Genomic DNA, 16,091 nt, shown 5'->3' on the forward strand with positions numbered 1-16,091 from the left:
TAAAATAGAATCCTGTTTTGAGACGGTATTTTCTCAAAGTATTCGCATTCAAGTGAGGGTTTCCTCATGTTTATTTAACGATATAGTCTTTCCAGCGATTGATCAGCGAAGGGGTGAGCTGCGTGTAGCAGACGGTGCCTTCGGTGGCTGTTTCTTTTCTGCTGATTTGTGCTTCTCTTCCCAGGTCGAAAATTTTGTATTCTTCGGAGCGTGGGAAGTAGAGTTGCACATCGGTCTGCATTTCGCTGACCATTTGAGCCATCAGCTTTTTTAACTGTTCCATTCCCTGTCCGGTGAGGGCGCTGACGAAAACCCGCGGGTACTGTTTGACCCGGAATTGTCTTTCAACGGGAGCTGCATCCACCTTGTTAAAGACGTGGATGATTTTTTTATCGGCCCAGTTGAATTCCTTGATGAGATCTTCAACGACTTCAATTTGTCTTTCCATGTTGGGGGAGGATAAATCCACCACATGAAGTAAAACATCAGCTTCTGCCGACTCTTCAAGTGTTGCTTTAAATGCCTCAATCAACTGTGTGGGAAGTTTACGAATGAAGCCCACGGTGTCTGTGACGACTGCCGGTGGTCCATCGTTCAAAAAGATTTTGCGAGTTGTCGGATCCAGGGTTGCGAACACCTGATTTTTTGTCATCACTTGCGCACCAGTCAGGCGGTTCAGTAAAGAACTTTTACCTGAGTTGGTGTAACCAATTAAAGCAAAGGATGGGATTTCATGGCGTTTACGGGATTGTCTGTGTTGCGCACGGTTTTGGCGAACACCATCAAGTTTTTTCTTAATTAAAGCGACGCGCTCACGGATACGGCGGCGATCGTTTTCAAGGGCAGTTTCCCCAGGGCCTCTGGTGCCGATACCGCCACCTTGGCGAGACAGAGATTCCAACCATGCTCCGACCATGCGGGGCATTTGATCCAGCAACTGTGCAAGTTCCACTTGAAGTTTTCCTTCAAACGTCTGAGCACGTTGGGCAAAAATATCCAAAATCAATTGATTGCGGTCAACCACGCGAACTTTAACAATTTGCTCTAAGTTTCTTTGTTGAACGCCAGATAGTTGGTGATCCATGACCACAATCGTGGCCTGGCTGTCGCGGACCATCTCGGCCACTTCTTCGACTTTGCCGGATCCAATCAGGGTTGCGGGATTCCAAGAAGGCAGAACTTGGATAATGGAGCCTACAACTTCACCACCAGCGGCGGTGACCAGCTCCTCCAGCTCCAGCAGATTTTCTTTGATTTCGGTGAGTGGTTCGGTTTTTAAACCGACCCCGATGACAATCGCTCTATCGTGAACTTTGACATGGGCTTGTTGACTCAAATCGAAGAACCCTCCCTTGGTCTGCCTTAATTCTATCACCCTCGCGCATTCGGTCAAAGACAAATTTTAGACATTTTTGCCTGCCAACAAAGGCCCTTAGGCCCATGCATTTCCACACAATCTGACACGTGAACTTGGCCCTACGGGTTAAACAAATCAAAATTTTCTTTTAATGTGGTTGGTTTTTTGGGAGTGGGAATGGCTAAAAAGTTTAACATCTCTTTGCAGGATATATTGGAGCTACCGATCAAGGCTGAGATTTTCAGCGCAGAGAGACTTGAGGAATACGCGGTTTACCTGGGCGAGAATTTGCAAACCGGTAAAACCTCGGTAAAGCGTAGAACCTTAATTAAACGCAGTTCTGAAAATGGTAAAAAGCTTCTGGTCGCGTACCGTTTGCTGGCCACTGTAGGCAGAAAAAAAGAATCCGTTTCTCCCGCAGCCGAATGGCTGATTGATAATTTTCATATCGTTGAGGAGCAGTTGCGTGAAATCGAGGAGGATCTTCCTCCATCGTACTATTCGGAACTTCCCAAAGCTATCGAAGGGGAGTTGGCGGGGTACCCACGTATCTATGCATTGGCATTGGCGATGATTGCACATTCGGACAGTAGGCTGTCGGTGGATTTAATCCGTAGATTCGTTCTGGGTTTTCAAACACGCAACTATTTGAAAATGGGCGAGTTGTGGGCTGTGGCCATCACCCTGCGAATTGCGTTGGTTGAAAACCTTCGTCGGGTGGCCTTGCGGATAGCATGGGATTTCAATCAATCCGCCATGGCGGATGATCTGGTTGAGCAGTTGCTGGAAAATGTGCGCCAGCCAAAAAAATTTCAGAAATATTTGAAGCAAATCGTCAGTCATTGTGAAGGACCGGTGGAAACTGAGCTGACCTTCATCGCGCAGGTCGCAAAGCGTCTGCGTGATGCCGAGGCGGATGTCTGGCCCGTGATAGAAGCGATGAATGCGGAGCTGGGTAAAGCGAATCTGAGTATTGAGCAGATTGTCACCCGGGAACATCAGCATCAGGCCACCACTCAGGTAACAATTGCGAATATTATTTCCAGTATGCGTTTGATCAGTAATATCGACTGGAAGCTATTCTTTGAAAGTGTCAGTCATATTGATCGACTCCTGGAGGCGGATCCAACGGGCGATTACGCAAAGATGGAATTCGTCACCCGGGATGATTATCGCCACAACATCGAAAGAATTGGAAAGCGCACGAAAACCCCCGAGCGCGATATCGCCAAGAAAGCCATTGAAAGAAGTCAGCAGGACAATTCCCATGTGGGCTACTATTTGTACGGCAAGGGCTTGCGAAAGCTGGAAAAGGACTTTAATTACCGGCCGCGCTTCAGTGAATCCTGGTTGCGCCTGACCTTAAGACATCCCACGTTGGTTTACTTTTCCAGTATTGCGATTTTAATTTGTTTAACGATGATTGGTCCCATCGACTACGCCGTCAGGAATTCCAAATTTTGGTATGGCATGGTGGTGGCCGTCTTTGTCATGTTTATTCCTTTCAGTGATTTGGCAGTGACACTTTTCAACTATCTTTTAACCCATGTAGTTCAGCCCCGGAGGCTGGCGAAAATGGATTACCGTCAGGGAGTGCCTGCAGAATACCGAACCTTGGTAATTGTGCCGTGCCTGCTGGTGGATGAAGAAACCATCGAAAATCTGCTCGAGAAAATCGAAGTTCATTATTTGGGCAATTTGGATGCGCAGGTCTATTTTGCGCTGGCAACGGATTTTCTGGATGCCGCCAGTGAGCAGGTGGAAGGTGATCAAGGACTGGTTGCCCAGGTGCAAGAGGGCATTGCGCGTCTGAATGAAAAGCACGGTGCGGACCGGTTTTTTCTGTTGCATCGTAAGCGTCTGTGGAATCCGTCCGAGAAAAAATGGATGGGCTGGGAGCGTAAGCGTGGAAAAATTGAAGAGCTGAATCGCATCCTTTTGGGCAACGGAGAGACCAGTTATACCATCATGACTATTCCAGAGGAGCTGGTTCATACTTTCAAGTATGTGATCACTCTGGATGCGGATACGCAGTTAGGATTGGATGGGGCTCGGCACCTTATTGGTGTGGCTTCGCATCCGCTGAACCGGGCTAAATTCAGTGAACTGCGCCGACGCGTGACTGACGGTTATGGAATTATTCAACCCCGGGTGAGTATTTCACTCGAAAGCTCCTCGCGCACGATCTTTGCCTCTGTTTTTTCCGGCCATACCGGTATTGATCCCTATACCATGGCAGTGTCCGATGTTTATCAGGACTTATTTAACGAAGGCAGTTTTACCGGAAAAGGCTTGTACGATATCGAAGCGTTTGATCGGTCGCTGGAAGGCAGGGTTCCGGATAATACGATTCTTAGCCATGATCTGTTTGAGGGTCTTTATGCCCGCACGGCGCTGGTGACTGATATTGAAGTCATGGATGACTATCCCAGCTCATATAAAAGTTTTTCGGCCCGGGCGCATCGTTGGGTGCGGGGAGACTGGCAGGTAGGTCCATGGACTTTGCCGATTGTAAAAAACCATGATGGAAAACTGGTGGTGAATGATCTGCCCCTGATTTCCCGCTGGAAGATTTGGGATAATCTTCGCCGCAGCCTGGTGGCTCCGTGTTTGATGTTTCTGTTTGTGGCCTCGTGGTTGATTTTGCCGGGGGATGCCTGGTTCTGGACCGGGGTTGCAACGGTGACGATAGCGATTCCTATCATCCTGCAACTTGTGAATGCCTTGATGGTTTCACCGCGCGGTGGCAGTTGGACCAAAAGTTTCTGGAGTGAGCTGGGGAAAATACAGACCCACGTCGGTCAGTTTCTTTTGTCTCTGGTATTTCTGCCTCACCGGGCAGTGAATGATGTGGATGCTATCGTGCGGGCGATCTACCGCACTCGAGTCTCAAAAACCAAAAGACTTGAATGGACCACTGCTGCCGCCGCGGAAAAGCTGGAAAATCAAGGTGGAAACTTTTGGCGCAGCACTGCCGGAGTTGAAACCATTCTGGCACTGATTCTGGTTTCAGTTATTGTTCGCTGGAATGCGGATGTGGCGTTGGTGGCTATTCCATTTTTGACCATGTGGGCTCTTTATCCGTGGATCGCGAATCTGACCCAAAGAAAAATTGAAAAGAAAAGAGAGGATCTCTCCGCGGACGACAACGAGTATCTGTTCTCGGTGGCGCGGCGAATCTGGTTTTTCTTTGAAACATTCGTGACGGCCAAAGACAACTGGCTTCCTCCTGATAACGTGCAGGAGGATCCCGAGCAAGTCGTTGCACATCGGACCTCGCCCACAAATATGGGGCTCTATGCACTTTCCATTCTTTCGGCAAAGGACTTTGGATTTATCACATTGCGCGCGGGTTCAGATCGCTTGCGGGATCACTTTGCCACCTTGGCTAAATTGGAGCGCTATCGAGGCCACTTTCTAAACTGGTACGACACGATGTCCTTGGCACCCCTTTATCCGCAGTATGTTTCCACGGTGGATAGTGGAAATATGGCGGGATATTTATTGGTCATTAAAGAGGGCGCGCGGGAGTTGTTGGAAGCTCCCATTTTCAACCCAAGCTGTCTTCATGCCTTGAAAAACAACCTGGAACTGATGGAGGAGGAAGTTAAAAAACTTCAACTGCAGCGACAGGAAACAGGATCTTTAAGCGGGACTCATTTGGTTGAACAAATTAAAAGCACCTTGCAGATTATCGAAGAGGGTGCACCGGCAACGCTGTCCCAATGGGCCGGATTGATCCGGGCGATTCAGTTTTCTGTCGAAGACTTCAGGGACAGTCTGGATGCACTGGAAGTCGAACATGGAGTTCGTTTCTATCTAAAACTTCGCGGCTGGACGAATGCTTTAAACACCCTGGTAGGTGATCTAAAAAAAGATTCCGACCTGTTTGTTCTGACTCAGTTACTCAGTTCAGAAAATAAAACCTGGCTTGCTGGCATCTCTGGATATCAGGAGCTGGATCAGGTGAACTCGTTAAGTGTCACTGTAGTTAACTATCGCAGTTTCTTTGCGCGGCTCGCCGATTTTCCAGATAGCGACTTGCCGGCCGAGATTATCAAGTACCGCGAGTTGGGGACCAAGGTCGTCAACAACACGGTGGCATTGTGTGATGATTTACGGAACGTGTCTGATTTGTGTGAAACCTATTTCACAGAAATGGATTTTGGCTTTCTGATTGAAAAGGACCGCGAGGTTTTCTCTATCGGATTCAATGTCAGTGAGAATCGCCATGATAATTCATATTACGATTTGCTGGCTTCGGAATGCCGGTTGGCGAGCTTCGTGGCGATTGCGAAACGTGATGTTCCTGCCAAACACTGGTTTCGCCTGGGGCGGCAGCTGGTTCCGGTGGAGGGAAAACGGGCCCTGGTATCCTGGTCAGCCTCCATGTTTGAGTATTTGATGCCCCATCTTGTGATGAAAAGTTATGACAACACTCTTATCGGTGAAACCCTTTATGCCGTGGTCGAGCGGCAGATCAGTTATGGTAAAAAATTAAATGTGCCGTGGGGGATATCTGAAGCTGGTTATAATGCCCGGGATTTAAATTACAACTATCAGTATGGTCCTTTTGGTATTCCCGGCTTGGGACTAAAGCGCGGTTTGGGACATGATCTGGTTGTTTCGCCGTACTCCAGTTTTCTGGCGGCCTTGGTGGAGCCGGTCATTGCCACCCGGAATCTGCGCAACATGCAGACGCCTGATATTCTGACGGAGTATGGATTTATTGAGGCTATCGACTACACACCTGAAAGAATAGCCCCAGAGCAGCCTTATGCTTTGGTTAAATCCTATATGGCTCATCATCAGGGGATGAGTCTTATCGCGATCGATAATATTTTAAATGCGGAAATCATGCAAAATCGCTTTCATGCCGAACCACGGGTGCGGGCTGCGCAAATGCTCTTGCAGGAACGAGTGCCGGAGTACATGGCATTGACGGAACCGAAAGCCGCCGAGATCGAATGGGAAAGTGCCGGCGATTCTTTGATGAAATCCTTTGTTCGGGTCTATGACGAATCTCCGCATCACAGTCCTCGGGTGCAGATTCTTTCCAACGGAGAGTATTCGTTGATGCTTTCCACCGGTGGGTCGGGCTTCTCCAAATTCGGAAAACTTGCCGTCACTCGTTGGCGTGAGGATGCGACTCGCGATAATTGGGGACAGTATATTTATGTCCGGGATGTCGAAATGAACCAGGCCTGGTCAACGACATTCCTGCCGCAGTTGCGCAAACCTGAATCTTATAAAGCGGTCTTCTCCGAGGATCAGGTGGAGTTCTTCCGAAAAGACCTGGATATCAAAACGGTCACGCGAGTGATCGTTGCTCCGGAAGACAATCTGGAACTCCGTGAAGTGACTTTGACCAATATGTCAGGCGAGGAAAAAGTTCTGGAACTGACCAGTTATCTCGAACCGGTTCTGGCTACTTTGGCGGCGGATCATGCGCATCCGGGATTTAGTAATTTGTTTTTGCAAACAAACTATTTGGAACAAAAGCGCTGTCTCATCGTCAAAAGACGACCGCGTTCCAGTGCGCAAAGTGAAATCTATGGATTTCACGGCGTGGTGACGGATGCTGAATTCGTCGGGGAGATCGAATACGAAACCGATCGCTCGCGATTTATCGGTCGAGGCCGTGATGCCAGCAATCCAATTGCTCTGCGGGCTGGAAGTACATTATCCAACAGTATTGGTTCAGTGCTGGATCCGATTTTAAGCTTACGGGTTAAGTTGCGGGTGCCGCCGGGTGGAATTCGTAAGGTGACCTTTAAAACTGGTTTTGCCGCCATGTATGACGAACTTTTGCAACTGGTGGATCGCTATCAGGATGTGCATTCCTTTGATCGCGAATCCAAACTTGCCTGGACGAAATCAAGAATCGATCTGCGCCATCTGGGGATGGATGCCGAATCCGCATATTCATTTCAACGATTGGCAGAGCGTCTGTATTTCTCGGATCCATCGATGCGCCAACCGGCCCACTTTCTGGCACAATACACCCGCGAACAGGCCAGTTTATGGCCTTTCGGGATCAGTGGTGACGTGCCCATAGTGGCGGTGATGATCGGTGATAAGAAAGACATGGGCTTGGTGCGCAAGCTTCTGCGTGGTCACGAGTACCTGCGCTTAAAAGGTCTGGCGTTTGATCTTGTGATTATGAATGAATCCAAATCCACTTACCTGCAGGATCTGCAGGACGAGGTGCAGTGGCAAATACGCTACGCCGGACTTCAAGATTGGATGAACAAGCAAGGCGGTATCTTTAGTTTGAAACTGGACACTTTGCAGGAAGGTGATCGGTCTTTGATTCAGGCCATGGCGCGCGTGGTGATTTCCAGTGACGCCGGCACTTTCAAAGAGCAGGTGTCGCGCAAGGTGCTGCCAATAAAGTATGCGGAAGCCTTTGCGCCGAAAGCGCAGCCTCATTCTTATGATCATAAGAAATTCACTCCCACGAATCTGCAGTACTTTAACGGACTGGGTGGCTTTTCCGAAGACGGTCGCGAGTATATTATCAGCTTGCAAGAGGACCAATGGCCACCGGCACCTTGGATCAACGTCGTTGCCAATAGCAATGACTTTGGATTTCAAGTGAGCGAGTCCGGTTCTGGATTCACCTGGGCGGTCAATTCCCGTGAAAACAGAATCACTCCGTGGTCAAACGATTCTGTCTCAGATCCAAATACGGAAATCATCTATATACGCGATGATGATTCCGGCGAGATTTGGACTCCGACACCACTGCCGATTCGAAATCGGGAACAGTACCTTGTTCGTCATGGACAGGGGTATTCTGTATTCGAGCACAGCGCCTTTGGTTTAAGCCATGAGCTGACCATGTTTGTGCCGCCCTCCGATACTGTTAAGATCACTCGGTTGAAAATTAAAAATGTCAGTGGTCGCAATCGACGTTTGTCTTTTTGGGCCTACGTGGAATGGGTGTTGGGAAATCTGCGCGAAAAGTCCGCTCCCTACATCCTGTGCGAAGCAGATGACGATAAAACTCTTTATGCCACCAATGCCTACAATCACGAGTTTGCAGAACGCGTTTCGTTCTTCCGTACCAGTGCCGAGGTCCAAACGTTCTCCTGCGATCGAAAAGAATTCTTGGGACGAAACAAATCTTATTCCTCTCCAGAGGCCCTGAAACGAAGAGGCCTCAGCGGATACACGGGTATCGGTCATGATCCTTGCGCTGCTTTGCAAGCCAGCTACTTTGTCCGGGATCAGGAGGAAATTGAGATTGTATTCCTGTTGGGACAGGCGCCCACCAAGGTCGCGGCCCAAAGTTTATCTGAAAAATATTTGCAGATGGATGCCGTGGAAGATGCTTTTCAGGAAGTTCACAAAATGTGGGATCACCATTTGGGGTCGATTCAGGTCTCGACACCAGAGCCTGCTTTGAATTTGATGGTGAATCGCTGGTCGCTTTATCAATCTTTGGTCTGTCGGTTGTGGGCCCGTTCGGCTTTCTATCAATCGGGCGGAGCCTATGGCTTCCGCGATCAGCTGCAGGATTGTATGGCCTTTGTTTATTCCACCCCCGAGATCGCAAGAGAGCACATTCTAAGAGCCGCTTCCCGGCAGTTTCCGGAAGGGGATGTTCAGCACTGGTGGCATCCACCGACAGGGCGAGGTGTGCGCACTCATTTTTCGGATGATCTGTTGTGGCTGCCTTTTGTGGTGACTCACTATATTCGGGTCACCGGAGATCGCAGCATTCTGGATCAGGAAGTTTCATTCATTGAGGCTCCTTTGCTTACACCAGAACAAGAGGACTCCTATACTCAACCCAAAATTAGTGAGGAGAAGGCGACGTTACATAATCATTGTCTGCGAACGTTGGAGCATTCCATAAAAGTGGGTGCCCATGGCTTACCTTTGATCGGTTGCGGGGATTGGAATGATGGAATGAACCGCATCGGAGAAAAAGGAAAAGGCGAAAGTGTGTGGATGGGGTGGTTCCTTCATAAAGTCATGCATGACTATCTGCCGTACTGTGATGCTGAAACAACCCAGCGCTATGAGGAGCACATGCAGCGATTGCGTGAAGCCATCGAAGCCAATGCGTGGGATGGGGAGTGGTATCGTCGCGCGTACTTTGATGACGGGACTCCACTGGGAACTTCTCAAGGTCAGGAGTGTCGCATTGATTCACTGTCGCAAACCTGGTCCATTCTTTCAGGGGTGGGGCAGCCAGAGCGACAACGGCTTGCCATGAGCAAGGTTGAAGAAAATCTGATTGTTAGGGATAAAGGCTTGATCAAACTTTTGATTCCGGCATTTGATAAAACGAATTTGGATCCGGGATATATCAAGGGATACGTTCCGGGAGTTCGTGAAAATGGTGGACAGTACACTCATGCGGCAATCTGGGTCGTGATGGCCTATGCAAAGCTGCAGGAGCGGGAGAAAGTACTGGAGCTGTACAACATCATCAATCCGATACATCACGCTCGCACGCGGGCTGGAATGCAAAAATATAAAATTGAACCTTATGTGATTGCAGCTGACGTCTATGCGGTGGAGCCGCACGTGGGGCGTGGTGGTTGGAGTTGGTATACGGGTTCCGCAAGCTGGTTTTACCGTGCGGGGTTGGAATCTGTACTGGGCTTTAATATCGTGGATGGTGAAATAGTGATTGCTCCCTGTGTTCCGGAATCCTGGAGCAGCTTTGATATCACCTACAAATTTAAAAGCACAACCTATGTCATCAAGGTGCAAATCTCAAAGAAAGGGCCGCTCCCAGAAAAAAGAATTCCGTTGGAGGACAGCGGGGGACGCAAGGAGATTATTCTGGAGTATCGGGATGACCAGGCATCCCCGGTGAAACGACTTAGCGATTCTCACCCTTAATCCGGGTGGGGGTCTTGGTAGTAATGACTTCGCGCTTGTAGTGATTGATCAGCAGTGTGAAGTTTTGCGTGAAAGACAGGGAGTTCAGGGATTCGTAAAGGTTGTCCTTGGGAGTGGTTTCAACATTTGGTTGGCTTTTACTTTCAGGTTTCGGGGACTCCTTCATTCGTACCTCCTTGGTGGTTAGTATGAAAATTGTAAATGAAGAATGAAAAAAAAGGCCTGTGTTTTACCACAGGCCTTTGTGTTCGGAATGTTAAAATCTGAACGAACTTATTGCTTATTGGCTTCGCGGGATTTCAAAACATCTTTGATGAATTGAGCTTCCAGCGCAGTGAATACCACGGAGTTCACGATGCCATCCACCGTTGTTGTTCTTTGCAGAACGTTGCAAGATCTGCGAACGCCGGTAAGGAAAGGTCCAATCACTTCCACTTTGCCGACCTGCTGGATAAGTTTGTAAGCGATGTTGGAAGCTTCCAAGTTAGGGAAGATCAGAACATTCGCGCCACCCTTAAGATCAGAGAATGGGAATAGTCTTTCCATGATTTCCGGATTTACAGCTGTGTCAGCTTGCATATCGCCATCCACCATCAGGCCTGGGCGCAGCTTTTTAACGATTTCTGCTGCATTCTTCATTTTGCAAGGAGTGCCTTCAGCTCCGCTGAAGTTCGAATACGAAAGCATTGCGATCTTAGGCTCAATACCAAAATACTCGACAACTTTCGCGGCTTGCAGGGCAATTTGCGCGCACTGCTCAGCTGTTGGATTCAAATTCACGGTGGTGTCTGCCAAAACCAGGAATTTGTCTTCAAGAAGGATGAAGTTCAAGCCCGCAGGAACGCCACCTTGGTAGACGCCCACAGTTTGCAGAATAGGCTTCACCGCATCGGCATAGTTCACGGAAGCACCGTTCACCACACCATCAGCTTCACCCATCATCACCATCATCGCGGCAAAGTAATTCGGATCAGCCATCAAGCGCTCGGCTTCGCGCATGTTGATGCCTTTACGCTGTCTTAAATTGTAAAGCTTCTCAACGTACTTAAAGAACTTCGGATAAGTTGCCGGATGAATAACCGGGACGTCATGCAATGCCGGAATATCCAAGGCCTGAATTTTTTCTTTTACGCGGTCAGGGTAACCCAACAGGATCGGCTGACAGATTTTTTCTTCAACCAAAGTCGCAAGTGCCTTAAGCACTTTGGAGCTAGTTCCTTCCGGGAAAACGATACGTGGTAATTCGCCACCCATTGCCGTCGCATTCTGATGAACTCTGTTGATGGCAGAGCGAATGAATACTTTGGATGGGCCTTGCAAAGCCTCCAAAGTTTCACGGTAGTGATCCCAGTCTTCAATATTGCGAGTGGCAACGCCGGTTTTGATGGCGGCTTTCGCCACTTCCGGTGCGACCCACAAAAGAACACGAGTGTCGAATGGTTTCGGAATCAGGTACTCACGACCGAATTTGAATGTTTTGCCACCGTAAGTTGCAGAAACACGGTCAGGAACATCTTCACGCGCCAGTTTTGCCAAAGCATGAACTGCCGCAAGTTTCATTTCTTCGTTGATTTGTGTTGAACGAGTATCCAATGCTCCACGGAAGATGGACGGGAAGCCCAATACATTGTTCACTTGATTCGGATAATCAGAACGACCTGTCGCGATGATCGCATCCGGGCGAGCCGTACGTGCTTCGTCAGGTGTGATTTCCGGAACCGGGTTGGCCATTGCGAAAATAATTGGATCCTTGGCCATGTCCTTCAGCATTTCCGGAGTCAGGGCGCCGGCCACAGAAAGACCTACGAATACATCCGCACCACGCAAAGCTTCGCTCAGCGTGCGCACTTCAGTGTCGGCGGCAAAGTATTCTTTGTATTTGTTCATACCGGCTGTACGGCCTTTGTAGATCACACCCTGAGAATCACACATGATGATGTTTTCACGGCGTGCACCCAGGGAGATGAAGATTTTTGCGCAGGAGTTTGCAGAGGCGCCGGCGCCGTTCACCACGATGCGCACGTTTTCCATTTTTCTGTTGGTGATGGAGACAGCATTTAACAACGCCGCTCCGGAAACGATCGCGGTTCCATGTTGGTCGTCATGGAATACCGGAATTTTCATTTCTTTTTTCAGGCGCTCTTCGATTTCAAAACATTCTGGTGCTTTGATGTCTTCCAGGTTGATGCCGCCAAAAGTGGGCTCCAAAGTTTTGATGGCGTTACAGAAAGTGTCGACATCGTTCGCGTCAACTTCGATATCGAAAACATCGATGCCGGCGAATTGTTTGAATAGAATTCCTTTACCTTCCATCACGGGTTTTGAAGCGTGCGGGCCAATGTTGCCCAAACCCAATACAGCTGTGCCGTTGGAGATAACGCCAACCAGATTTCCTTTGGCTGTGTAGTCGTAAACTTTGGAAGGATCTTTTGCGATCACTTTACAAGGAGCCGCGACACCTGGAGAGTAGGCAAGAGAAAGATCTTTTTCAGACACGCAGGGCTTGGATGAGATAACCTCAATTTTTCCTGGCTTACCCATGCTATGATAAATCAAAGCCTCTTGGTCGAAGTTGTTTGTGGTGCCTTTAGTCTCAGGTGCTTTATCAGAGTTCTTATTCAAATTCTTTTCCAAGGATTTGTCCTTTCGTGCTTTTTTCGCGCGCGTGATTTTTCCAAAATTTTCCAAGGCTTTTAAGCCGTTAGCTCTTATGCGAAAGAAGTGCAGTTACTCTACAAATGCATCCTTAGGGGGTCAATAAAAGGGCTGATTGGCGCGGTAGGTAAAAGGGTATGACGCAGGTAGTTTTCGGTCGAAATTCCACTGCGTTCAGGTCTTGCCGGCATTTTTGGGTAACAGAGTGTTATTTAGGTCAGAAGTTGCGCGTAAATGAAGCAGCCCTGCGTCTTAGGTAAATCTTGGTGGCATATTTATTACTTTAGTTTCTCGAAGAAGAAATGTTGAAGTTCCAAAAAACCGCAGGAAAAAACTTTCAAATTCGATGCTCGAATCCAGTTAGTTTTCGCGCAGCCCGGAAGAGCCGTGTCATTCTCCAAGTGTAATACTTAAATTATTGACGGTGTTTTTGTGTTCTTCCTTTGGCTCAAATTAAAGAAATTAATTTCGTACACGCTCGGGAGTTCAGATCTTTTGATATCGGCTCCACGAGGCAATTAAGCCCGATAGAGTTGTCTTTAGGGTGAGTCTTGCAGAGCAGGTTTCGTTTTGAAAATCAGCAAAAATGAGTTTTTAAAACTCATGATACAAAGTTTCTAATTATTTTACTCCGGAGGTGAATATGGATTTGGCATCAATTTCAAATTTTGAGTTACTAAATCGTGTAGAGAAACTTGCGCTCAGTGAACGTAAGATTACGCATCTAATACTTTGGCATTTGGTTGAGATTGAGTCTCGTCGTTTGTATATCGATCTTGGATTCACTTCGCTCTATAAGTATTTGACGGGACATTTAAGATATTCTGAAGATGCTGCTTACCGCAGAATTCAGGCGGCACGTTTGCTGAAGAAGTTACCGAATATTGAGAAGTCAATCGAGGTCGGTGATTTGAGTTTGACACAATTGACTCAAGTCCAAAAGTGTCTTGCTAAATCCGCTGCTGATGGAATCGTAGTTACGAATGAAAAAGCTAAAGACGTGCTGGAATCCATACAAAGAAAATCAAGCTATGAAACTCAGAAGATTCTTGCTATTGAGTTCAATCACCCCATTCAAGATAAAGAGATATTGAAGCCTCAACGCAACGAAACAGTTCGCATGGAGATTACATTTTCGGAAGAGCAAATGAACGAGTTGAATCAGCTCAAAGAAATGCTTTCGCACGTATTGCCAAATCCAACCTGGTCAGAACTCATCTCATACCTGGTAAAGTCGAATATTAAGAAAAAGTTGGGAAAACAAGTTTCCAATGAGTCAGTTACTTCGCAATCTGAGTGTATTTTTACGGGCGCATCTAAAAACAAATCCAATAATAGAAAAGTCGTTTCAATAAAAAATCGAAGAAAGCTACTTGCACATGCGAATCATCAATGTGAATTCGAACATAACGGAGAGAAATGTGTAAGTCGATATCAGCTTCAAGTGGATCATCGGATGCCGCTTGCGCTTGGTGGAACTAATGATCTTGCGAATCTTAGAATACTTTGCCGAACTCACAACTTGTCGGAAGCAAGAAGGATGAATATTTCTAAATTTTAGGAGCTCGAGATGACGCAGCTTTTCTGGGCTGCGCGAAGCGGGGGATGTGAAACATAACTCTTTTAGTTGCGGCCACAACTGGACCACGTCGTGATAAAATTTAGAGTTCAAGCTCTGTTTCTCCTCGAGAAAACTGAAGAAGTGTCTCTTTAAAGCCCCTCGACCTCCTTAGCAACGCGTGAAAGTTTGTTGAAACTGGACCTCGCTTCGCAATTCTGCGTTTGTGTTTGGTCCTCACATGAAAAACCTGTACGATTTTCAGTGGTTATTTGAATTACCAACAGGAGTTTTCTATGAAGTCACCACGCGATGTGGTTCTCGTTGAAGGTGTGCGTACACCATTCGCTAAATCAGGTACAAAACTTAAAAAAGTTCATCCAGCACAGCTGGGGCAAATTGCGCTTCGACAACTGATTGCGCAAACGAACCTGGATGTAAATTCCGTTGATGAAGTGATCGTGGGTAATACGGGGAATCCGGCGGATGCTGTGAATATCTCCCGCGTGGTAGCATTGAATGCGGGTATCCCGATGAAAACTTCCGCTTACACAGTACACAGAAACTGTGCTTCTGCGATGGAATCCATTTCCAACGGTTTTGAAAAAATCAAATCCGGCACAATGGATGTGATTCTGGCAGGTGGTACTGAATCCATGTCGCAAATTCCGACATTGGCTCCGGCAAAATTCCAAGACATCTACGAAAAACTTTTCGCAGCAAAAGGTCCCAAACAAGCGCTTCCACTTTTGTGGCAATTGTTCAAAGCTGACGTGAATCAAATCAAAGCTCTTCTTCAGGGCAACATGAAAGATCCATATTTCCCGCAAATTGGTGTGATGTTGGGTCTGACAGATCCTTTCGTTGGGATCAATATGGGCCAAACAGCAGAAATCCTGGCAAAAGAGTGGGGCTTGAATCGTCAGATGCAAGATGCATTTGCACTGCGCTCTCACCAACTGGCTTCCAAGGCGATGAAAGAAGGTCGCATGAAGGAAGAATCCACTCCTGTTTATCTGGCACCTGAATACAAAGAAGTGGTTGCGGACGATATCGGACCTCGTGACACACAAACGATGGAAGCTTTGGCAAAACTTAAACCATTCTTCGATAAAGCAACTGGGACGATCACGGCGGGTAACTCTTGTCCGATCACAGACGGTGCTGCGATGGTTCTATTGATGTCTCGTGAAAAAGCGGAACAAGCTGGTTACAAACCACTTGCAACAATTCGTTCCTACGGATTTGCAGGTCTTGAGCCTGAGCGCATGGGATTGGGTCCTGCTTACGCAACGCCGTTGGCTCTAAAACGTGCGGGTCTTTCCATGAAGGACATCGGCTTGGTAGAGTTGAACGAAGCATTCGCTGCGCAAGTGATGGCATGTCAGAAGGCAATGGATTCCGATAAGTTTGCTCAAGAGAAACTTGGCTTGTCTGCAAAAGTGGGCGAGATTCGTGATGAAATTCTGAACGTGAATGGTGGCGCGATTGCGTTGGGTCACCCCGTTGGCGCAACAGGCACACGTATCGTTTTGACTCTTGCAAAAGAGATGAAACGCAGAGGCGTGCAACATGGTCTGGCAACACTTTGTATCGGTGGCGGTCAAGGTGGAGCGATGATTCTTGAGAACGAAAACTAATTAAGCGATTTGCATCCAG

6 protein-coding genes are annotated in these 16,091 nt (G+C 47.8%); 3 read left to right on the forward strand and 3 right to left on the reverse strand.

Annotated features, from left to right (window positions below; translation table 11 throughout):
- Positions 1 to 70 precede the first annotated feature (70 nt).
- Positions 71 to 1,336, reverse strand: a complete 1,266-nt coding sequence (gene hflX, locus AAAA73_RS05785; RefSeq protein ID WP_340597240.1) for a GTPase HflX — start codon at positions 1,334 to 1,336, stop codon at positions 71 to 73.
- Positions 1,337 to 1,534: 198 nt separating this feature from the next.
- Here hflX and AAAA73_RS05790 point away from each other — a divergent pair, with 198 nt between their 5' ends.
- The gene (locus AAAA73_RS05790) at positions 1,535 to 10,219 is read left to right on the forward strand and encodes a GH36-type glycosyl hydrolase domain-containing protein (protein WP_340597241.1); all 8,685 of its coding nucleotides are present in this window, start codon (positions 1,535 to 1,537) and stop codon (positions 10,217 to 10,219) included.
- On the opposite strand, the gene AAAA73_RS05795 is transcribed toward AAAA73_RS05790, so the two are convergent.
- Both AAAA73_RS05795 and AAAA73_RS05800 read right to left on the reverse strand, forming a co-directional pair.
- Positions 10,200 to 10,385: a hypothetical protein gene (locus AAAA73_RS05795; RefSeq protein ID WP_340597242.1), complete on the reverse strand. Its 186-nt coding sequence runs from the start codon at positions 10,383 to 10,385 to the stop codon at positions 10,200 to 10,202. The genes AAAA73_RS05790 and AAAA73_RS05795 overlap by 20 nt on opposite strands.
- Before the next feature lie 107 nt (positions 10,386 to 10,492).
- Positions 10,493 to 12,760, reverse strand: a complete 2,268-nt coding sequence (locus AAAA73_RS05800; protein WP_445292025.1) for an NADP-dependent malic enzyme — start codon at positions 12,758 to 12,760, stop codon at positions 10,493 to 10,495.
- A gap of 757 nt (positions 12,761 to 13,517) precedes the next feature.
- Here AAAA73_RS05800 and AAAA73_RS05805 point away from each other — a divergent pair.
- On the forward strand, positions 13,518 to 14,435 hold the full coding sequence (locus AAAA73_RS05805; protein ID WP_340597244.1) for an HNH endonuclease: 918 nt from the start codon (positions 13,518 to 13,520) through the stop codon (positions 14,433 to 14,435).
- A 293-nt stretch (positions 14,436 to 14,728) separates the two neighbouring features.
- The gene (locus AAAA73_RS05810; protein WP_340597245.1) at positions 14,729 to 16,072 is read left to right on the forward strand and encodes a thiolase family protein; all 1,344 of its coding nucleotides are present in this window, start codon (positions 14,729 to 14,731) and stop codon (positions 16,070 to 16,072) included.
- Positions 16,073 to 16,091 lie beyond the last annotated feature (19 nt).

This window comes from Bdellovibrio sp. GT3 (assembly GCF_037996765.1).
GTDB lineage: Bacteria > Bdellovibrionota > Bdellovibrionia > Bdellovibrionales > Bdellovibrionaceae > Bdellovibrio.